This is a genomic window from Rhodospirillum centenum SW, from assembly GCF_000016185.1.
Taxonomy (GTDB): Bacteria; Pseudomonadota; Alphaproteobacteria; order Azospirillales; family Azospirillaceae; genus Rhodocista; species Rhodocista centena.
This window is the reverse complement of sequence record NC_011420.2, coordinates 1,552,341-1,572,334: the sequence shown is the minus strand read 5'-3', so window position 1 is coordinate 1,572,334 and position 19,994 is coordinate 1,552,341. Positions and strand designations below refer to the sequence as shown.

Sequence of the window (19,994 nt, the reverse complement as noted above, 5' to 3'; positions counted from 1 at the left end):
TTTCGTCCGTGGGGTCTCGTCCGTGGGCGTCTGGTCCGCGGGGTGGCGTGCCGGCGCTGCGGTCAGGCCGGATGCCCCTGCCGTAACAGCGGCATGGCAGGAGACGTGCCGTCGGAGGCGGCGGGATCAGTCGCCCGCCGCCGCCTTGCGCGTGGCCGCCTTGGTCCCGGAAGCCTTGGCAGCGGACGCCTTCGCCGGAGCCTTCGTGGTCTTCGCGGCCGTCCTGCGGGCCGGCTTCTCCGCCGTCTCCGCCTCGGCGTCCGTTCCCGCGCTCTCCGCCTTGGCGGCGCCTGTCTTCTTCGCGGGGGCCTTCTTCGCAGGCGCCTTCTTCGCGGTGGTCTTCTTCGCCGGCGTGGCGGCAGCCTCTTCGCCGCCCTCGGCTTTGGCCGGTCCCTTCTTGGCGCCGTCCTTGGCCGCCTTGGCGGCCAGAAGCTCCAGCGCCTCGGCCAGGGTGACCGTGTCCGCGCTCATCGACTTCGGGATGCTGGCGAACAGCTTGTTGTGCTGCACATAGGGGCCGAACCGGCCGGAGCCGACCTTGACCGGCTTGCCGTCCTTCGGGTGCGCCCCCAGTTCGCGGCCGGCCACGGCCTTCTTGGCCGGCGCATCGCCCAGCACCACCACGGCCCGGTTCAGGCCGATGGTCAGCACGTCGTCCTCTGCCGTCAGGTTCTTGTAGCTGGCGCCGTGCTTCAGGTACGGCCCGTAGCGGCCGATGCCGGCCACGATCTCCAGCCCGGACTCCGGATGCGTGCCCAGCGAGCGCGGCAAGGCCAGCAGGCGCAGCGCCGTGTCCAGGTCCATCGTGGCCGGCAGCATGCCGCGGGGCAGCGACGCGCGCTTGGGCTTCTCTTCCTTGCCGTCGCCGTTGCCGAGCTGGACATAGGCACCGAACCGCCCGGTCTTGACCCAGACCGGCAGGCTGGTCTCCGGATCGTTGCCCAGCATGCGGTCGCCCGACTCCGCCTCGCCGCCCTCACCGGCGACGGACAAGGGGCGGGTGTAGCGGCACTCCGGGTAGTTGGAACAGCCGATGAAGCCGCCGCTCTTGCCCAGCTTCAGCGACAGCCGGCCGGTGCCGCAGGTCGGGCAGACGCGCGCATCCACCTCCTGCCCGTCGGGACCCAGCCGGCGGGGGAAGAAGTGCGGCCCCAGCAGCTCGTCCAGCGCCGTCAGCACCTGCGTGATCGTCAGGTCGCGCGTGTCCTCGACGGCGGCCGAGAACTGACGCCAGAACTCGCGCAGCACCTGCTTCCAGTCGATCCGGCCGCCGGAGATGTCGTCCAGCTTGCCTTCCAGATCGGCGGTGAAGGTGTATTCGACATAGCGCGGGAAGAAGCTCTCCAGGAAGGCCGTGACCAGCCGGCCGCGGTCCTCCGGAATGAAGCGGCGCTTCTCCAGCCGGACATATTCGCGGTCCTGCAGGACCTGGAGGATCGAGGCGTAGGTGGAGGGGCGGCCGATGCCCAGCTCCTCCAGCTTCTTCACGAGGCTGGCCTCGGAATAGCGGGGCGGGGGCTGGGTGAAGTGCTGGTTCGGCCGGATCTCGCCGCGGGCCAGATCGTCGCCGTCGCGCATGGGCGGCAGGCGGCGGTGGTCCTCGTCCTCGTCGGCGTCGTCCTTGTCCTCCTGGTAGACCTTGAGGAAGCCGTCGAAGCGGATGACGCTGCCGGTGGCGCGGAAGACGGCCTCCGCCCCCTTGCTGATGATGTCCACCGTCACCTGGTCCAGCACGGCGCTGGCCATCTGGGAGGCGAGGGTGCGCTTCCAGATCAGCTCGTAGAGCGCCAGCTCGTCCTTCTCCAGGTAGCGGGCGACGTGCTCGGGCCGGCGGAAAAGATCGGTCGGGCGGATCGCCTCGTGCGCCTCCTGGGCGTTCTTCGCCGCGGCCTTGTAGATGCGCGGCTTCTCGGGCACATAGCTGCGGCCCCAGCTCTCGTCGATCAGGCGGCGGGCGGCGTCGATCGCCTCCTGGCTCAGCGCCACGCCGTCCGTCCGCATGTAGGTGATGAGACCGACCGTCTCACCGCCGATGTCCACGCCCTCGTAGAGCCGCTGCGCCGTGCGCATCGTCTTGGTCGCACCGAAGCCCAGCTTGCGGCTGGCCTCCTGCTGCAGGGTCGAGGTCGTGAAGGGCGGGAAGGGGTTGCGGCGGACCTCCTTGCGCTCGATCCGGCCGACCCGGAAGGTCATCGGGCGGATGCGGGCGACGGCGGCATCCGCATCGCCCTGGGTGCCCAGGGTGAACTTCTCCAGCCGCTTGCCGTCGAGCTGGCTCAGCCGGGCGGTGAAGGTCTGCCCCTCCTGGGTGCGGAAATCCGCCTCGATGGTCCAGTATTCCTGCGGGCGGAAGACCTCGATCTCCGCCTCGCGCTCGCAGACCAGCCGCAGCGCCACCGACTGCACGCGGCCGGCGGACTTGGACCCGGGCAGCTTGCGCCAGAGCACGGGCGACAGGGTGAAGCCGACCAGATAGTCGAGCGCCCGGCGCGCCAGATAGGCGTCCACCAGTTCCCGGTTCACGTCGCGGGGCTGCGCCAGCGCCGTCTGCACGGCGGACTTCGTGATCTCGTTGAAGGTGATGCGCTTGACGTCCACCTTGCCGAGCAGCCGCCGCTCGCCCAGCACCTCCTTCATGTGCCAGGCGATCGCCTCCCCCTCGCGGTCGGGGTCGGTTGCCAGATAGACGCGGTCGGCGCCGCGCACGGCCCGGGCGATCTCGTCGATATGGCGCTTGGAGCGGTCGCCCAGCTCCCAGTCCATCTCGAAGTCCTCATCGGGCCGGACGGAGCCGTCGCGCGGCGGCAGGTCGCGCACATGCCCGTAGCTCGCCAGCACGGTGAAATCCTGGCCGAGATACTTGTTGATTGTCTTTGCCTTGGCCGGAGACTCGACAATGACGACGTTGTGTCCAGGCAAGGTAAGTCCGCCTTTCAGAAGCCCAGTACCGGCGATGCCTTTCAGATCAGGCTGATCTGGCCGCCGGGATGCCGCTGGACCCGCCCGGCCAGTTCCAGTTCCAGCAGGACCGTCAGCACCACCCCGGCAGACAATTGGCAGCCCCGGACCACTTCGTCAACGAGAACAGGGGTGGGCGAAAGCGCCTCCAGCACCAGGGCGCGCGCCCGTTCCAGCTCCCGGTCGTCGGGTGGGGCAGGGGACGGGGCGGGGGGCGGGGTGTCGAACAGGTCGCGCCGCCCCTCCCCGAACGGGCGGGAGGCGATGCGGCGCAGCGCCTCCACCACATCCTCGGCGGACTCCACCAGACCCGCCCCCTCCTTGATCAGGCGGTTGCAGCCCTGCGCCCGCGGATCGACGGGCGAGCCCGGAACGGCGAAGACCTCGCGCCCCTGCTCCAGCGCCAGCCGCGCCGTGATCAGGGAACCGGACTTCAGCGCCGCCTCCACGACGACGACACCCAGGGACAGGCCGGAGATCAGGCGGTTGCGGCGGGGGAAGTGGCGGGCCTGCGGCTCCGTGCCCAGCGGGGATTCGGCCAGCAGCAGGCCGCGCTCCGCAAGATCGCGGTGCAGCCCCTCGTTCTCCGGTGGGTAGACGACATCGACGCCGCCGGCGACGACGGCCGCCGTGCCCCCGTCCAGCGCCCCGACATGCGCCGCCGTGTCGATCCCCCGCGCCATGCCGGAGACGACCAGGAATCCCGCACCCGACAGGTCGCGGGCCAGCCGCTCTGCCATCCGGCGCCCGGCGATGGAGGCGTTGCGCGCGCCCACCACGGCCACCGCCGGCCGCGTCAGCAGGACGGGATGGCCCAGCAGCGCCAGCAGCGGCGGCGCGTCGTCCAGTGCCGCCAGCGCTTCGGGATAATCGGGTTCGCAGGTGGCGACGAAGCGGCCGCCCAGTTTCTCCAGCCCCGTCAGTTCGCGCTCGACCTCCACCTTCGACGGCACGCGCAGGGGCTTGGCCCGGCCGCCGCGGCGGGCGAGATCGGGCAGGGCGGCCAGTGCCGCCGTGGCGGTGCCGAACCGCTCGACCAGCCGGTGGAAGGTGATGGGGCCGACATTCTCCGCCCGCGTCAGCCGCAGCCAGTCCAGCCGTTCGGCGGCGGTCAGGGGGCGGCGGGCGGTCGGGGACTGGATCGGCATGGCGGCAGGGTCCGCCAGCCACGCGGTTTCGTCAACCGCCGCGATGCCGTGTCTATGGCTTCCACTACCCTGCGGACGGAGTTCAGGCGGCGGGTGCCTTCTTCTTCGCGCCGATCCGCGGTTCCTCGCCCTTCAGCAGGCGGCGGATGTTGTCCTTGTGCCGGACCCAGACCAGCACGGCGATGAAGGCCCCCAGCGCGCCGATGCGGACATCCGCCGTCCACCACCAGCCGAAGAAAGGGGCGGCGGCCAGGGCCACCAGCGCGGACAGGCTGGAGATGCGGAAGACCAAGGCCGTCAGCAGCCACATCAGGCAGGCGAACACCCCCACCGGCCAGGAGATCGCCAGCAGCACGCCCAGCGCCGTGGCGACCCCCTTGCCGCCCTTGAAGCCCAGCCAGACGGGGAAGGTGTGGCCCAGCATGGACCCGCCGGCCGCCAGCACCGCCGCCTCCGGTCCGGCCAGCCAGAGGGCCAGCAGCGTGGCGGCCGCGCCCTTGCCGCTGTCCAGCAGCAGGGTCGCCAGGGCCAGCGCCTTGTTCCCCGTGCGCAGCACGTTGGTGGCGCCGATGTTGCCGCTGCCGATGCTGCGGATGTCGCCCAGCCCGGCCAGCCGGGTCAGGACAAGGCCGAAGGGGATGGAGCCCAGCAGGTAGCCGCCGGCGAAGGCGGCGGCCAGCCAGGGGCCGGACAGGGTCCAGATCATCGGGTCGGGCATGGCTCGGTCGGTCTTCTCGTTGCCGGCGGGCGGGGATCAGGCACAGGCGTGGACGGTACGCCCGTCCACCACGGTGCGCAGCACCAGACCCTGCACGGGGCGTCGGTCGAAACAGGTGTTCTTGCTCTTGCTGCGCAGCTTCTCCGCTTCCACCACCCAGGGGCGGCCGGCGTCGAACAGCACCAGATCGGCGGGGCCGCCCGGGCGCAGCCGGCCCAGCTCCGACAGGCCCAGGATGCCGGCCGGGATGCAGGTGACGGCGGCCAGCGCGCGCAGCAGCGGCAGCGCCCCCTTGTGCGCCAGTTCCAGGGTCAGCGGCAGCAGCGTCTCCGACCCGACGGCACCGAAGGCCGCCTGCGCGAAGGGGACGCGCTTGCTGTCCTGGTCGTGCGGGAGATGGTCGCTGGCGATGGCGTCGATCGTGCCGTCGGCCAGACCGGCGACGATGGCGCGCCGGTCCATCTCCCCCCGCAGGGGCGGGGACAGCTTGAAGAAGGTGCGGTAGTCGCCGATGTCCACCTCGGTCAGGGCGAAGTAGGGCGGGGCGGTGTCGCAGGTGACGGCAAGGCCCTTGGCCTTGGCCCGGCGGATCACCTCCACCCCCTCGGCGGTGGAGATGTGCGCGGCGTGGTAGCGGCCGCCGGTCAGTTCGACCAGCCGCAGGTCGCGCTCCAGCATGATGATCTCGGCAGCGGCGGGAATGCCGCCCAGACCCAGCCGGGTCGCCACCTCGCCCGAATTCATGCTGCCCGAGGCCAGCCGCGGCTCCTCCGGGTGCTGGAAGATGGTCTGGCCGTGGGCGCTCGCGTAGCTCAGGGCACGGCGCATCACCAGGGCGTCGGCCACGGCATGCAGGCCGTCGGTGAAGCCGACGGCGCCGGCCTCCGCCAGCAGGCCGAACTCGGTGATCTGGCTGCCCGCCGTCTCCCGCGTCACGGCGGCGTAGGCGAAGATCTTGACCAGCCGCTCCTCGCGGGCGCGACGGGCGATGAACTCCAGCCCGGCCACGTCGTCGATCACCGGGTCGGTGTTGGGCAGCGCGGCCAGCGCCGTGATGCCGCCCGCCGCCGCGGCGCGGCCGGCGGTGGCGATCGTCTCGTCGTGCTCGAAGCCCGGCTCGCCGACATGGGCGCGCAGGTCCACGAGGCCGGGGGCGAGGCAGTGGCCGCCGCAGTCCACGACGGCGACCCCTTCCGGCACGCCGTCGGCGAACAGGTGCGGGCCCAGGTCGGCGATGCGCTCCCCCTCGACCAGCAGGGCGCCGGGCGCGTCCAGTCCGGTCGCAGGATCCAGCAGGCGGGCGTTGATGTAGGCGGTGCGGGTGGTCATGGGTCTGTCGCCGTCCTACGCGCCGGTGCCGCGGTGGCCGCGGGTCAGAAGGTCCAGGCAGGCCATGCGGACGGCCACGCCCAGTTCGACCTGTTCAAGGATCACGCTGCGGTGGATGTCGTCGGCCACCAGGCTGTCGATCTCCACGCCGCGGTTCATCGGGCCGGGATGCATGATGAGCGCGTCCGGCCTGGCGACCGCCAGCTTGTCGTAGTCCAGGCCGTAGAAGCGGAAATACTCGCGCTGGCTGGGCAGGTACTGGCCCTGCATGCGTTCGAGCTGGAGCCGCAGCATCATCACGATGTCGGCGTCCTTCAGCCCGGTCGCCATGCTGTGGTGGACCTCCACCCCCAGCCGGTCCACCGCACCGGGCAGCAGCGTCGGCGGCGCGACGACGCGCACCCGCGCGCCCATGATGTTCAGCAGGTGGATGTTCGAGCGCGCCACCCGGCTGTGCAGGATGTCGCCGCAGATGGCGACCGTCAGCCCGCGCAGCGTGCCCTTGTGGCGGCGGATGGTCAGCGCGTCCAGCAGCGCCTGGGTCGGATGCTCGTGCGCGCCGTCGCCGGCGTTGATGACCGCGCAGTTGACCTTGCTGGAGAGCAGCAGCGGCGCGCCCGACTCCTGGTGCCGCACGACCAGCACGTCCAGGTGCATGGCGTTCAGCGTCATCGCCGTGTCGATCAGCGACTCGCCCTTCTTCACGGAAGAGCCGTCGCTCGACATGTTGATGCAGTCGCCGCCCAGCCGCTTGGCCGCCAGTTCGAAGCTGGTGCGGGTGCGGGTGGAGTTCTCGAAGAACAGGTTGACGACCGTGAGCCCGCTCAGAATGGCGCTCTTCCGGCCGGGGCTGCGGTTCTGTTCCACGTAGCCGTCGGCCAGATCGAGGATCAGTTCGACGTCGGTCGCCGTCAGCCCCTCGATGCCGAGAAGGTGCCGGTGGGGAAAGGCGGTCATGTCCTGGGTGTCCATGGGTCCGGGACTATGGCTTCCGGCCTCCCCCCGCGCAAGGGCTGCCGCTGCGGGGCCGTCCCGCAGCGGTCGAGGATCAGGCCCCTGCCGCGGGCGCGGATGTCGCTGGAAAAGGGGTGTGAAAACCCGGCGGCCACGCCGATATCGCGTCGCGTCGTCTGTTGTGGCGCCCGAGGGCACCCGTCCGGCTGCCCGAAAAAGGAGGAAAGCCATGAGGATGATGATTCCCGTCGCGCTCGCGGCGAGCCTGTTCGCCGGTACGGCGCTGGCCCAGAGCAGCGGCAGCGCCCGGACGACTCAGGGCGATGCGACCACCGGCCAGGGCAGGGTCTCGGAGCAGGACGTTCTCTTCCTCCGGCAGGCGGTGCAGAGCGATCTGGCCGAGATCGCCATGGCCGAGGTGGCGGAGGACAAGGCGAAGGCCACGCCGGTCAAGCAGTTCGCCGAGCGGATGGACGAAGAGCACGACTCCAACCTGGAGAAGCTCCAGGAGCTGGCCGAAGCGCACGACGTGGATATCCCCGACGACCCCGACGCGCAGCAGCAGCAGATGCTGGCCACGCTGAAGGAGACCCCCGAACAGTCGTTCGACCGGACCTACATCCAGATGCAGGTGCAGGCGCACCAGAAGGCGATCCAGCTCTACCGGACCCAGGCCCAGGGGCAGGGACCCGTGGCCCGGTTCGCCGGGCAGCAGGTGCCGAACCTGGAGGCACACCTCCAGGAGGCGCAGCTCGTCCAGCAGCAGATGCAGCCGACGGCGGCCACCCGCTGATCCCCCGGGTGGTGGTCCGGCGGACCGTGGAGTTCTTTGCGGTCCGTGCCGTGACCTGCGGGGCGGGTCAGCCCGCCCCGTGCGCCCGCAGAAAGGCCAGACAGCGCGCCCAGGCATCGGCCGCGATCTCCGGCCGGTAGCTGGCGCGGTAGTCGGCGAAGAACCCGTGCGGCCCGTCGGGGTAGAGAACGATCTCCGACTCCGTCTTCCCCGCCGCGGCCAGGGCCTTGCGCATCGCGTCCACATCCGCGACCGGGATGCCCTGGTCGGCCCCGCCATAGAGGCCCAGCACGGGCGCCTTCAGTTCGGCAGCAAGCTGCACCGGCACCATCGGCTGCAATCCGGTCGGCGGCGAGGCAAGGCGGCCGTACCACGCCACTCCCGCCTTCAGCCGGGGCTGGTGCGCGGCATAGAGCCAGGTGATCCGCCCGCCCCAGCAGAAGCCCGTCACCGCCGCCCGGTCGGCGTCGCCGCCGTTGGCCCCGGCCCAGCGCAGGGTGGCGTCCAGATCGCCCAGCACCTGCGCGTCCGGCACCTTCGAGACCAGGTCGCGCACCAGGGTCTGGATGTCCGGCACCGCCGCCGGGTCGCCCTGGCGGGCGTAGAGTTCGGGGGCCACGGCCAGCCAGCCTTCGCGGGCGAAGCGGCGGCAGACGTCGCGGATATGTTCGTGGACGCCGAAGATCTCCTGCACCACCAGCACCACCGGGAAGGGGCCGTCGCCCCGCGGGGCTGCGCGGTAGGCCGGCAGTTCGCCGTCCGTCACGGGGATGCGGACCTCCCCCGCGGTCAGTCCGTCCGCCGGGGTGGTAATCGTGGCCGCGGCCACCGGCCGCACGGAGAGCGCGAAGCCCGCCGCAAGTCCCGTCACGGCGAAGGCGCGGCGGCTCATGGCCGGCGGGGGGACAAGACCGCGCGCATCGGGGGCAAGAGAGACGGAGGGCGAAGGGAGAGCGTCGCTCGGGCGGTCGTGCATGGGGCGCTTCCTGGTTGATTGCGGCTCGGCCGGTGTCCCGGTCGATATGGTCCGCCGTGGTCCGCCGCCCAGGCCCCCTCCCGGCAGGGGCACCTCCGCTCAGATCACGCCCGTCTGCCGCAATCGGGCCACCTCGTCGGGCTGCATGTGCAGCCAGTCGGACAGCACCGCCTCCGTATGCTGGCCCAGGGTCGGCGGGGCGTAGCGGTAGTTGACGGGCGTCTCCGACAGCCGGACCGGGCTGCCGATCAGATCGACCGGCCGGCCCGCCGCGTCATGCTCCAGGCTGACCCGCATGCCGCGGGCCTGTACCTGCGGGTCGGCGAAGACGGCGGGGATGTCGTTGATCGGGCCGCAGGGAACGCCCAGCCGCTCCAGCCCCTCCAGCCAGTGCGCCGCCGGCTGCCGGCGGATCAGGGCGGCGACCTCCGCCACCGTCGCCTCGCGGTTGCCGACCCGCGCCGGGTTGGTGGCGAAGCGCGGATCGTCGGCCAGTTCCGGGCGGCCGGCGAAGGTGCAGAAACGGCGGAACTGCTCGTCGTTGCCCACCGCCAGGATGATCCAGCCGTCCGCCGCCTCGAAGGTCTGGTAGGGCACGATGGTGGGATGGCCGTTGCCGGTCCGCGGCACGGGCGTGCCGCTGGTCAGGAAGTACTGCCCCGCGTTGGACAGCCAGGCCACCTGGGTGTCCAGCAGCGCCATGTCCAGGTGCTGGCCGCGGCCCGACAGGTCGCGGTGGCGCAGCGCCGCCAGGATGCCGATGGCGGCATAGGTCCCCGCCATCAGGTCGGCGATGGCGACGCCGGTCTTCATCGGCTGGCCGCCGGGCTCCCCGGTCAGGGACATGATGCCCCCCATGCCCTGCACCATGAAGTCGTAGCCGGCCCGCGTGGCATAGGGGCCGGTCTGGCCGAATCCGGTGATCGAGCAGTAGACCAGCCGTGGATAGGCGATGTGCAGATCGTCATAGCCCAGCCCGTAGCGGGCCAGGGTGCCGGTCCGGTAGTTCTCCACCAGCACGTCGGCATGCCCGACGAGGCGACGGGCGAGGGCCTGTCCCTCGGGCTTCGTGAAGTCCAGCGTCAGGGACCGCTTGTTGCGGTTGGCGGACAGATAATAGCTGCTCTCTCCCGTCGGGGCGCCGTCCGCATCCTCCAGATAGGGCGGGCCCCAGCGGCGGGTGTCGTCGCCCTGGCCCGGCTTTTCCACCTTCACCACGTCGGCACCGAGGTCGCCCAGGATCTGGGTGCAGCTCGGCCCGGCCAGCACCCGGCTCATGTCCAGGACGCGCACGCCCGCAAGCGGGCCGGTGACGGGCGGGGCGGGGGTGTGCTTGGGCATGGCGCGCGGACCCGGATCAGGGGGCGGAAGGTCGAACCGGCAGTCTAGGGGGGGGCGGACCGGCCGGTCCCTCCGACAATATTCCTATGACCGGCGCCGGAGCGTCAGATGCCCGGGACGACTCTTGCCGGTCGGGCGGTTCCGGCGCATTCTCAGGGGCCAACCGTCCGGATGCCCGCGATGCCGCCCGATCCCAAGGCCGACCTGCTGCGCCAGATGCGGGACCTCCGCCGCCGGATCGACCCGGCCGTCCTGGAAAGGGCCGCGGGCGCCGCCCGGGTGCTGGAGGCGGCCCGACCGGCATCCGGCCCCTCCGCCGACGAGCCCTATGACAAGCAGGCGGCGCGGCAGGCGGTGATGCTGTTCCTCCAGGGCCGCGCCGACAACGGCCAGTTCGCCCGCCGGCTGATGGACGCGCTCCAGAAGCCGGAGGAGGCGGCGAAGGCCTACCGCAAGCCGGAGACGGCAGCGCCGAAGCCGACCGTCATCCGGCGGACGCGGGGCTGAGACCGCCGGGTCCCGGTCAGGTCAGCAGCGCCAGCCAGAGCGGCAGGGTCAGCGTCGCGGCCAGGGTCTGCGCCGTGATGATCCCGGCCATCAGCCGGTGGTCGCCGCCCATCTGGCGGGCCAGCACATAGGCCGACGCCGCCGTCGGGATGGCGTTGTAGAGCACGATGACGACCAGCGGCCGTCCCGTCACGCCGGCCAGCCCCGCCAGCCCGAGGGTGATCGCCGGCAGCACCAGCAGCCGCCCGACGGAGGCCGCCAGCACCTTGCTGCCAGCCCGGCGCACGGCCGGCAGGTCCAGCCCGGCGCCCACCGCCATCAGCCCCAGCGGCAGCGCCGCCGCGGCGAGCACCTTCAGCAGCGGGGAGACGACGGGGATCTCGGGAACCCCGACGGCGTTCAGCGTGCCGCCGATCAGCACGGCCAGGATCAGCGGGTTGGTGGCGAGCAGCCGCAGCGTCGCCGGCCAGCCGCCGGTGGCCGCCCCGGTCCAGCGCGCCAGTGCCAGCACGCTCAGCACGTTCACCAGCGGCACCACCCAGAGCACGCCCAGCGCCATGAGCGCCGTGCCCTCCGTGCCGTAGAGGGCCGCGCCGACCGCCAGGGCGATGAAGCTGTTGACCCGCACCGTCCCCTGGAAGACGGAGGTGAAGGCCGGGCCGTCCTTCGCCAGCAGCGGCCGGGCCAGCACGGTCAGCAGGGCGATGGCGAGCACCCCGCCGGCGAGCGCGATGCCGGCCCCCAGGATGTCCACCCCGCCGAAGCTGGCGCGGGCCGTGCTGTCGATCAGCAGGGCCGGGAAGAACAGGTGGTAGGTCAGCTGCTCCGCCGGGCGCCAGAACCCGTCCTGCACCAGACCGCTCCGGCGCAGCCAGGCCCCCAGGACGATCAGCAGGAAGACGGGCGCCAGTGCCGTGACGACGGTGATCATTCGCCCCCGCCGTCGCCCCCGCCGTCTTCACCGTCTGTGTCCCCGTCCTCGTCCCGCTCGTCGTCGCTGCCGCCAGGGGCCGCGTCGCCCTGGCGCAGCCGGTCCAGCGCGCCCTGGAGGATGTAGGCGGCGGCCATCTTGTCCACGACCTCGTCCCGGCGCTTCCGGGTCATGTCCCAGCCGATCATCATGCGCTCGACCGCGCTGGTGGACAGGCGTTCGTCCCAGAAAGCGATCTCCGGCTCGAAGCCGAAGAGCTGCGGCCGTTGCAGCAGCAGCCGGGAGAACTCCCGCACCGACTGGCAGCGCGGCCCCTCCGTCCCGTCCATGTTCACCGGCAGGCCGACGACCAGGGCGCGCACGTCGCGGTCGCGCATGGCGCGGGCCAGTTCCTGCGCGTCCTGGGTGAACTTGGTGCGGCGGATCGTGCCGACCGGGGAGGCGACGCTCAGCCCGGGGTCGGAGACGGCCAGCCCGATCGTCTTCTCGCCCAGGTCCAGCCCCATCAGACGCCCGTTCCGGGGCAGGCTGGCCTTCAGTTCCATGAGGTTGCGGATTGCCATTGTCGGATGCTACCTTCCGCGCGGCGTTCGCCGGCTCCTTCGGGGGCGCGGCCCCTCTATCCATGCATGAGACTTAGCAGCATGTCGCTCGACAAGGCTACCGTGGCGAAGATCGCGCATCTCGCCCGCATCCGTGTCCCGGAGGAAGAGCAGGAGCATCTGGCCCAGGAGCTGAACGGTATCCTGGGCTGGGTCGAACAGCTCGGCGAGGTGGACACGGACGGGGTGCAACCGATCACCAGCAACGTGGCCCAGACGCTGCGCCGCCGCCAGGACGTGGTGACCGACGGGGGCTACCCGGAGAAGGTGGTCGCCAACGCGCCCGAGGGTGCCGAGCATTTCTTCGCCGTTCCGAAGGTTGTCGAGTGATGATGTCGCTGAACCATCTGACGATGGCCGAGGCCCTGGCGGGCCTCCGCGCCGGGGAGTTCACCGCCACCGAGCTGACCGAGGCGCATCTGCGCGCGGTCGAGGCGACCCGTGGCCTGAACATCTTCATCACCGAGACGGCGGACATCGCCCTACGCCAGGCCAAGGCCGCGGACGAGCGCTATGCCGCCGGTACGGCCCTGCCGATGGACGGCCTGCCCATCGCGGTGAAGGACCTGTTCTGCACCGAGGGCGTGCTGACCACGGCGGCCAGCCACATCCTGGACGGCTTCAAGCCGCCCTATGAATCGTCCGTCACGGCCAATCTCTGGCGCGACGGCGCGGTCATGCTGGGCAAGGTGAACCTGGACGAGTTCGCCATGGGCTCGGCCAACATCACCAGCTACTACGGCCCGGTCATCAGCCCCTGGTCGAAGGGCCGGCGCGTCCAGCGCGATGCCGCTCCGGCCGGGTCGGGCGTGCTGTCGGAGGTGGCGGAGGCGTTCCGCCAGCCGCAGCCGGTGACCGAGTGGGAGTGGGAGCGCAGGCTCGTCCCCGGCGGCTCCTCGGGCGGCTCGGCCGCGGCGGTCGCGGCGCGCGTCGCCATGGCCGCCACGGGCACGGACACCGGCGGGTCCATCCGCCAGCCGGCCAGCTTCGTCGGCATCGTCGGCCTGAAGCCGACCTACGGCCGCTGCTCCCGCTGGGGCATCGTCGCCTTCGCCTCCTCGCTCGACCAGGCCGGCCCGATGACCCGCACCGTGCGGGACGCGGCGATCATGCTGCGCTCCATGGCCGGCTTCGATCCGAAGGACAGCACCTCGGCCGACGTGCCGGTGCCGGACTACGAGAAGGCGATCACCGGCGACATCCGCGGCCTGCGCGTCGGCATCCCGCGCGAGTACCGGGTGGACGGCATGCCGGCCGAGATCGACCGGCTCTGGCAGCAGGGGGTGGAGTGGCTGAAGGCCGCCGGCGCCGTGCCGGTGGAGATCAGCCTGCCGCACACGAAGTACGCCCTGCCGGCCTACTACATCGTCGCCCCGGCGGAAGCCTCCTCCAACCTCGCCCGCTACGACGGCGTGCGCTTCGGCCTGCGCGTCGAGGGCAAGGACCTGAAGGAGATGTACGAGAACACCCGCGGCGAGGGTTTCGGCCGCGAGGTGCGCCGCCGCATCCTGATCGGCACCTACGTGCTCTCGGCCGGCTACTATGATGCCTATTACCTGAAGGCCCAGAAGGTCCGCGCCCGCATCGCCGAGGACTTCACCAAGGCGTGGGAGCAGTGTGACGTCATCCTGACGCCGACCGCGCCCAACACCGCCTTCGGCATCGGCGAGAAGATGGACGATCCCATCGCCATGTACCTGAACGACGTCTTCACGGTCCCGGCGAACCTCGCGGGTCTGCCGGGCCTGTCTGTTCCGGCCGGGCTGGCGGCCAATGGTCTGCCGCTGGGGCTGCAACTCGTCGGCAGGCCGTTCGACGAGGCGACCCTGATCCGCACGGCCGCCGTGCTGGAACAGGCGGCCGGCCCGCAACCGCTGCCGCCGGTCCACGCCTGAGCGGCAGAACCGGCTGGCGTCGGGGAACCGAGAGCCAGCCGGTTTCGGAACCGCAGCCCCGATCTGGAACGGTCGTCCCTGTAAGAGATCGTCCGAGCCTGTTCGGTTGTGTTCGGCTGCCCTTGGGCAGTCTCAGGCTTTGTTGCCGAGGCGCCTTGGTTTGGCTTCCAGGAAATGCGTGTGGCTTTCCTGGGGGCGGGGATGGGCGCACACATCGATGATTGCGGCAAGCACAGCGATCGCGGCAAGCACAGCATTTCCAGCTTTGTCATGCTGATCGGGCGCGTGCCCGTCCTGAAATATTCCGTATTCCTGAAGGATTCGTTTCCCCGGTTTTTCATGGGGGATTTGGCCGTTTGAATATAAAAGGCGTTGGCGGACTGTATTTCGTCGGATCGGTGCATTGCTGTGCGGATACATGATCCGTCTCTTTTTCTGACCGCAGGACGGGGTGAAGTTCTTTCTTGGAGTCCAGGTCTTTATTTCTGCGTGTTCGGAACTGCTATGACAGTTTCCCTGATCGTCAGTCTGGAGCCATTGCATCTCGCATACGGACGTTATGTCATGGCCGCCGTCACGGCCTCAGCCTTCCGGCGAAGGAAACGCAGCCACCGACCTGCTTACTCCCTCTGACGCCCGCACGCTCCCCTTCCGGTCGCGGGCGGTGCCGTGCCGCTCTGCGGTTCCACCTGTTTCCTCCCGAGGTCCGCGGGGATCGCCCGCCGGACGGGGCGGCGTGACGGCGCGGCGCCGCCGCTCATCGCGGGAACGGCGCCGAAGAGGGAGCCAGATGCCGATCCAGTCCCGCCGGGCCGCCTTGCCGGCCCTCCGCCCGACCCTCGGTCGGCCCCTGTCCGCTGCCTTCGTGGCGGGAGCCGTCGCCGCTTCCGTGGTCGTGCTGCCGCTGCGGCCTGCCGCCGGCCAGTACGACGTCCCCTACGTGCCGACGCCGCAGCCGGTGGTGGATGCCATGCTTGAAATGGCGCAGGTCGGCTCCGGCGACTATCTGATCGACCTCGGCTCCGGCGACGGCCGGATCGTCGTCACCGCGGCCCGGAAATTCGGCACGCCCGGCATGGGCGTGGATCTGAACCCCGAGCGCATCGCCGAGGGCAACGCCAACGCCGAGCGGGCCGGCGTCACCGACAAGGTGAAGTTCGTCCGCCAGGACCTGTTCAAGACCGACATCTCCGATGCCACGGTTCTGACCATGTATCTGCTGCCGCAGGTCAATCTGCGGCTGCGGCCGGTCGTGCTCGACACGCTTGCGCCCGGCACCCGGGTCGTCTCCCATGCCTTCGACATGGGAGACTGGACGCCGGACGAGACGCGGACGGTGGAAGGCAAGCGCCTCTACCGCTGGGTGGTGCCGGCCAAGGTCAGCGGCACCTGGGACCTGCGTTCCGAGGGCGGCGGCGCACGCCTGACGCTGGACCAGACCTATCAGCGGTTCGACGGGGCCGTGCGGGCCGACACCGGCATGGCCCGGCTCACCGGCGGCCGCCTGGAGGGCAAGGACATCCGATTCACCCTGGCGATGGGGGACGGCGAGGCCCGCACCTATACCGGCACGGTCGAGGGCGACCGCATGAGCGGGACGGTGGAGGGCGGTGGCACCTGGACCGCCGAGCGGACAGGCGGCTGAGGCGTGGCGACAGGGGAGGGGCCGGCGCCCGCGCGCCGGCTCTCGGTGACCGACGGCGTGGCTCTGCTCGTCGGCACCGTCGTCGGCGTCGGCATCTTCAAGGCCCCGGCGCTGGTGGCCGCCAGTTCGGGCAGCGCCACCGACTTCCTTCTGCTCTGGGGGGCGGGGGCGCTGGTCTCCTTAATCGGTGCCCTCTGCTACGCGGAGCTGGCGACGACGCAGAGCGATGCCGGCGGCGAATACAGCATCCTGACCCGGGCCTGGGGCGGCACGGTGGGCTTCCTGTTCGCCTGGGGTCGGCTGGCCGTGATCCAGACCGGCGCCATCGCGGCGGTCGCCTTCGTCTTCGGGGACTATGCCCAGGAACTGGCCCCGCTGGGGCCGTTCGGCGCCTCGGTCTACGCGGCCGCTTCGGTCACCCTGCTGACGGTCGTCAACCTGCGCGGCGCCGTGACCGGGGCGCGGACGCAGGCCGTTCTGACCGGCGCGCTGGTGCTGGGGACGGCGGTGCTCGCGGTCTCGGCCCTGCTGTACGGCGGGACGCCACCGGACCCGGCCGCATCCGGCGGTGGTGCCACGGTGGCCGGCATGGCGATGATCTTCGTGCTGCTGACCTATGGCGGCTGGAACGAGGCCGCCTATCTGGCAGGCGAGCTGCGCGACGTGCGCCGGGGCATGGTGCGGGTGCTGGTCATCGGGATCGGCGCCGTGGCGGCGCTCTATCTGACGATCAACCTCGCCTATGTGTCCGTGCTCGGGCTCGACCGGCTGGCGGGGGCATCCACCGTCGCCATCGACCTTGCCGGGGAGACGCTGGGAGGACAGGCGGGGCAGGTGGTCGGCCTGCTGGTCGCGCTGGCGACCCTGAGCACCGTCAATGCCACGATCTTCACCGGCGCGCGCGCCTCCTACGCCCTGGGGCGCGACTATCCGCGCTTCGGCTTCCTGGGGCGCTGGGACGGCGGGCGCGACACGCCGGGAGGGGCGCTGCTCGTGCAGGGCATGGTGGCGCTGCTGCTGATCGTTCTGGGCACGCCGGCACGGGACAGTTTTGCCGCCATGGTGGAGTTCACGGCGCCAGCGTTCTGGCTGTTCCTGCTGATGACGGGGCTCGCCCTGTTCCGCTTCCGGGCGATGCGGCTGCCGGCCGCGTTCCGCGTTCCGCTCTACCCGCTGACGCCGATCGCCTTCTGTCTGGCCTGCCTGTTCATGCTGCACGCCAGCCTGGCCCACACCGGCATCGGGGCGCTGTTCGGTGTCCTGGCGCTGGCGGCGGGCGTGCCGGCCCTGGTCTGGGCACGGCGACTGCCGTCTGGGAAAGGCGCACGGACGGTACGGCCGCCGGCCTGACCGCCGGCCGTACCCTGGAAAAGACCACCGCGTCAGCGGCGGCGGGATGCCCCCCGGCTGGCTTTCTCGATGTCCGAGGGGTCCCAGACGGCGTTGCGCCGACGGCGGCGGCCGCCCTTGTCGGCGTCCTCCGTCACCGCCACGGCCGGCTTGCGACCGCGCGGGCGGGGCGACGGGGCGGGGGAGGCGTTCCCGACCTCATCCCCATCGTCATCCCCCATGTCCCCGTCCTCTCCCTCATCCCCGTCGTCGGAGGCGAGAGGGGCGGGCAGATCATCGTCGGCCGGTCGCTCGGCGTCCGCGGCGTCCTCGTCCACATAGGGAGCGATGGCCCGCAGAAGCGACGCCACCGCGTCGGAGACTTCCGGCGGCGAGTTCTTCCAGGCCCGGAGCAGATCCAGCTCCCGACGGGAGAGAATGGGCGACTGCTGTTCCGCGAAGCCGGTCGTCGTCTGCGGCGGTTTCTTCAGGTCCGGCAGGTCCAGGCCGTCGAAGAAGAAGGTCAAGGGAACATCAAGAATTTCGGCAAGTCTGTAGAGCTTGCCCACGGAAACTCTGTTCGAGCCCCGCTCGTACTTCTGGACCTGCTGGAAGGTGATCCCTAGAGTTCGGGCCAGATCGGACTGGCTCATTCCCAGCAGGCCACGACGCAGCCGGATACGACTGGCGACATGGCTTTCGATCACGCTTTCCAGGGCGGCGACGGCGGCATTCTTGGTTCTTCTGGGCATAGACCTTCTCCAAAGCCCATCACTGGCGCGGTGTGCCACGCGCGGCACGGCGCCGCCGCGGACCATTCTTTATTAGAGTATGCATAACGGTTTCCGGAGACAACCGCTGAAGCAAGGGGTTGCATCAACGAAATGCAAGGCTTCCAGACCGAATTCGCATACTGAGGTGTGTGCAGTGTAATACGGCATTGGACAGGATGCCAGACAATTGCCAAGAGTAACCTTATGAAGCGAAATTCACCATCAGATCCCCTTGCTCAGGGAAAGATGACGGCATGAAGGTCCGTTGCCGGAAATACGCACTGCTGTTACGCCGCAAGGGTAGGGTCAATCGTGTCGGAACGAACCATGATGCGCGTCGCTGAAGGGCATGTCGGCGGGACTCCGCTCGCCCGGGCGGAGCGCCGTGCTCTCATGTTGCTGGCTCTGGGCACGGCGGCCATCGCTCTTTCCCCCATCTTCTTCAGACTGAGCGAAATCGGTCCCATCGCAAGTGCCTTCTGGCGTGTGACGCTGGCGCTTCCTCTTCTGGGGTTGTGGCGCGTGGCCGAGATCAAGCGGAACGGCGGAGCCGGAAGCCCACGGAACCTGCGCGACTGGGCGGGTCTGTTCGCGGCAGGCTTGTTCTTCGCCGGCGATCTCGCCTTCTGGCACTGGTCGTTGACGCACACGACGGTGGCGAATGCCACGTTGTTTGCCAATTCGGCGCCGGTCTTCGTGACGCTTGTCGGCTGGCTGTTCTTCCGCCGCCGGTTCAGTCCACGCTTTCTGCTCGGCCTCACGGGTGCGCTGGCCGGCGCCGGCCTGCTGATCGGGGCGAGTGTGCAGATCGGTCCCGACCATGTCGTCGGCGACGGACTGGGCATGGTGACGGCCATGTTCCTTGCCGGCTATCTGATCACGGTCGAGAGGCTGCGCATGCGCTTCTCCACCGCCACCATCATGGTCTGGAGTGCCGTTGCCGGCGCCCTGTCGCTGCTGCTGCTGGCGCTCGCCACGGAGCCGGTACTGGTGCCCCATACGGCGACCGGCTGGCTGGTGCTGCTCGGCCTTGCCGTGATCAGCCATGCCGGGGGGCAGAGCCTGATCGCCTATTCCATGGCGCACCTGCCGGTGGCCTTCACCTCCGTCTCGCTGCTGTTGCAACCCCTTCTGGCGGCGATCTTCGCGGCGGTGCTGCTGGGCGAAGCGATCGGCGGTCTGCAGGTGGCGGGCGGTATCGTCATCCTGGCCGGGATCGTGCTGGCGCGACAGGGCAGCCGCTGACGCGCGGTTCCGTTCTGCGCTATGGTGATTGCGTGTCAGCTCGCACGGGTCCCGACGCCCGTGAGGGGGCCTGTGGAGCCGATCCCGTGAAACTGATCTGCTACCCGACCTCGGGTTTCGTCCCGGATATCCGGCCAGCCCCTCTGGCCCGGGACTGGATGGATGCAACCGTGGATAGGTTCGCCTATCGCTGCCTGCCGCTGAACATCGCCAACACCCATGGCTGGGAGGTTCTCGCTCCAGCCGGCTTCAGCGCGGTCTGGTCGGGAGGCGACCGCAAGGACGCGATCCGGATCGAGTCCGACGCGCCGGCCGACACCTTGCCGTTGAGCCATTTCGGTGTCGGGGTGCTGACCTTCCACATCCATTGCCTGTTGCGCACCGAACCCGGGATCAATCTCTGGGTGGGAGGGCCGGTGAACCGGCCGAAAGATGCGATCCAGGCCCTGTCGGGCGTGATCGAGACGGACTGGTCCCCCTACAGCTTCACCATGAACTGGAAGTTCACCCGGCCGAACTGGACCGTGCGCTTCGAGAAGGGGGAGCCGATCTGCTTCTTCTTCCCCCTGAACCGTGACCTGGTGGAGGCGACGGAGCCGGAGATGCGCGTGCTGGAGAGCGATCCCGAGGTCGCCGGGTTGCACCGTGCCTGGGTCGAGGGACGCACCAGCTTCCTTCAGGACCTGCCCGTCGAAGGCTCGCGCGCCCAGGCGGAAGCGTGGCAGAAGACCTATTTCCGGGGGCGCCGCCCTGATGGAGCGCCCGGCATCCCGGATCATCGGACGAAGCTGGTGCTGCGGCCGTTCCCGGGGACACCGGCGAACAGCCCGTAGGCACCGGGGACCCCGGG

Annotated in this window: 19 protein-coding genes; 9 read left to right on the top strand and 10 right to left on the bottom strand. The window is 70.4% G+C overall.

Features of this window, described 5'->3' with window-relative positions:
- Nucleotides 1–126: 126 nt before the first annotated feature.
- From topA to RC1_RS07290, 5 genes are all read right to left on the bottom strand, one after another.
- Nucleotides 127–2,919 carry a type I DNA topoisomerase gene (gene topA / locus RC1_RS07310; RefSeq protein WP_012566718.1) on the bottom strand — a complete coding sequence of 931 codons (2,793 nt, stop codon included), beginning with the start codon at nucleotides 2,917–2,919 and terminating at the stop codon, nucleotides 127–129.
- Between the two features lie 41 nt (nucleotides 2,920–2,960).
- Nucleotides 2,961–4,106, bottom strand: a complete 1,146-nt coding sequence (gene dprA, locus RC1_RS07305; protein ID WP_012566717.1) for a DNA-processing protein DprA — start codon at nucleotides 4,104–4,106, stop codon at nucleotides 2,961–2,963.
- Between the two features lie 82 nt (nucleotides 4,107–4,188).
- Nucleotides 4,189–4,824: a glycerol-3-phosphate 1-O-acyltransferase PlsY gene (gene plsY, locus RC1_RS07300; RefSeq protein WP_012566716.1), complete on the bottom strand. Its 636-nt coding sequence runs from the start codon at nucleotides 4,822–4,824 to the stop codon at nucleotides 4,189–4,191.
- Nucleotides 4,825–4,860: 36 nt separating this feature from the next.
- Entirely contained in the window at nucleotides 4,861–6,153 is a 1,293-nt protein-coding gene (gene pyrC, locus RC1_RS07295) for a dihydroorotase (protein WP_012566715.1), read from the bottom strand.
- A 15-nt stretch (nucleotides 6,154–6,168) separates the two neighbouring features.
- The gene (locus tag RC1_RS07290; protein ID WP_012566714.1) at nucleotides 6,169–7,125 is read right to left on the bottom strand and encodes an aspartate carbamoyltransferase catalytic subunit; all 957 of its coding nucleotides are present in this window, start codon (nucleotides 7,123–7,125) and stop codon (nucleotides 6,169–6,171) included.
- Nucleotides 7,126–7,336: 211 nt separating this feature from the next.
- Between RC1_RS07290 and RC1_RS07285 the strand changes: the two genes are divergently transcribed.
- Complete coding sequence (locus tag RC1_RS07285; RefSeq protein WP_012566713.1) at nucleotides 7,337–7,900, top strand: DUF4142 domain-containing protein; 564 nt, start codon at nucleotides 7,337–7,339, stop codon at nucleotides 7,898–7,900.
- A 67-nt stretch (nucleotides 7,901–7,967) separates the two neighbouring features.
- Here RC1_RS07285 and RC1_RS07280 read toward each other — a convergent pair whose 3' ends face one another.
- Together RC1_RS07280 and RC1_RS07275 are read right to left on the bottom strand one after the other, a co-directional pair.
- On the bottom strand, nucleotides 7,968–8,876 hold the full coding sequence (locus tag RC1_RS07280) for a dienelactone hydrolase family protein (RefSeq protein WP_012566712.1): 909 nt from the start codon (nucleotides 8,874–8,876) through the stop codon (nucleotides 7,968–7,970).
- 99 nt (nucleotides 8,877–8,975) lie between these two features.
- Nucleotides 8,976–10,217: a CaiB/BaiF CoA transferase family protein gene (locus RC1_RS07275; protein WP_012566711.1), complete on the bottom strand. Its 1,242-nt coding sequence runs from the start codon at nucleotides 10,215–10,217 to the stop codon at nucleotides 8,976–8,978.
- 180 nt (nucleotides 10,218–10,397) lie between these two features.
- On the opposite strand from RC1_RS07275, the gene RC1_RS07270 reads away from it, so the two are divergent.
- A complete protein-coding gene (locus tag RC1_RS07270) occupies nucleotides 10,398–10,724 on the top strand; it encodes a hypothetical protein (protein WP_012566710.1) in 327 nt (108 codons plus the stop codon).
- A gap of 16 nt (nucleotides 10,725–10,740) precedes the next feature.
- Here the strand turns inward: RC1_RS07270 and RC1_RS07265 are convergent, their stop codons facing one another.
- Both RC1_RS07265 and ruvX read right to left on the bottom strand, forming a co-directional pair.
- On the bottom strand, nucleotides 10,741–11,655 hold the full coding sequence (locus tag RC1_RS07265) for an AEC family transporter (protein WP_012566709.1): 915 nt from the start codon (nucleotides 11,653–11,655) through the stop codon (nucleotides 10,741–10,743).
- Nucleotides 11,652–12,218 carry a Holliday junction resolvase RuvX gene (gene ruvX, locus RC1_RS07260; RefSeq protein ID WP_012566708.1) on the bottom strand — a complete coding sequence of 189 codons (567 nt, stop codon included), beginning with the start codon at nucleotides 12,216–12,218 and terminating at the stop codon, nucleotides 11,652–11,654. Before ruvX ends, RC1_RS07265 begins: the two co-directional genes overlap by 4 nt.
- An 81-nt stretch (nucleotides 12,219–12,299) precedes the next feature.
- On the opposite strand from ruvX, the gene gatC reads away from it, so the two are divergent.
- From gatC to RC1_RS07235, 5 genes are all read left to right on the top strand, one after another.
- On the top strand, nucleotides 12,300–12,587 hold the full coding sequence (gene gatC, locus RC1_RS07255) for an Asp-tRNA(Asn)/Glu-tRNA(Gln) amidotransferase subunit GatC (protein ID WP_012566707.1): 288 nt from the start codon (nucleotides 12,300–12,302) through the stop codon (nucleotides 12,585–12,587).
- Nucleotides 12,587–14,152, top strand: coding sequence for an amidase family protein (locus RC1_RS07250; protein WP_012566706.1), 1,566 nt, complete (start codon nucleotides 12,587–12,589; stop codon nucleotides 14,150–14,152). Before gatC ends, RC1_RS07250 begins: the two co-directional genes overlap by 1 nt.
- A 180-nt stretch (nucleotides 14,153–14,332) precedes the next feature.
- The gene (locus RC1_RS07245; protein WP_012566705.1) at nucleotides 14,333–14,512 is read left to right on the top strand and encodes a hypothetical protein; all 180 of its coding nucleotides are present in this window, start codon (nucleotides 14,333–14,335) and stop codon (nucleotides 14,510–14,512) included.
- A 430-nt stretch (nucleotides 14,513–14,942) separates the two neighbouring features.
- Nucleotides 14,943–15,797, top strand: a complete 855-nt coding sequence (locus RC1_RS07240; protein WP_012566704.1) for an SAM-dependent methyltransferase — start codon at nucleotides 14,943–14,945, stop codon at nucleotides 15,795–15,797.
- A gap of 57 nt (nucleotides 15,798–15,854) precedes the next feature.
- Entirely contained in the window at nucleotides 15,855–17,147 is a 1,293-nt protein-coding gene (locus RC1_RS07235) for an amino acid permease (protein ID WP_234703842.1), read from the top strand.
- Between the two features lie 32 nt (nucleotides 17,148–17,179).
- On the opposite strand, the gene RC1_RS07230 is transcribed toward RC1_RS07235, so the two are convergent.
- Complete coding sequence (locus RC1_RS07230; RefSeq protein WP_012566702.1) at nucleotides 17,180–17,878, bottom strand: helix-turn-helix domain-containing protein; 699 nt, start codon at nucleotides 17,876–17,878, stop codon at nucleotides 17,180–17,182.
- Between the two features lie 348 nt (nucleotides 17,879–18,226).
- On the opposite strand from RC1_RS07230, the gene RC1_RS07225 reads away from it, so the two are divergent.
- Together RC1_RS07225 and RC1_RS07220 are read left to right on the top strand one after the other, a co-directional pair.
- Nucleotides 18,227–19,144, top strand: coding sequence for a DMT family transporter (locus tag RC1_RS07225; protein ID WP_012566701.1), 918 nt, complete (start codon nucleotides 18,227–18,229; stop codon nucleotides 19,142–19,144).
- A 32-nt stretch (nucleotides 19,145–19,176) separates the two neighbouring features.
- Nucleotides 19,177–19,977, top strand: a complete 801-nt coding sequence (locus tag RC1_RS07220; protein ID WP_336884704.1) for a DUF6065 family protein — start codon at nucleotides 19,177–19,179, stop codon at nucleotides 19,975–19,977.
- Nucleotides 19,978–19,994: the final 17 nt, after the last annotated feature.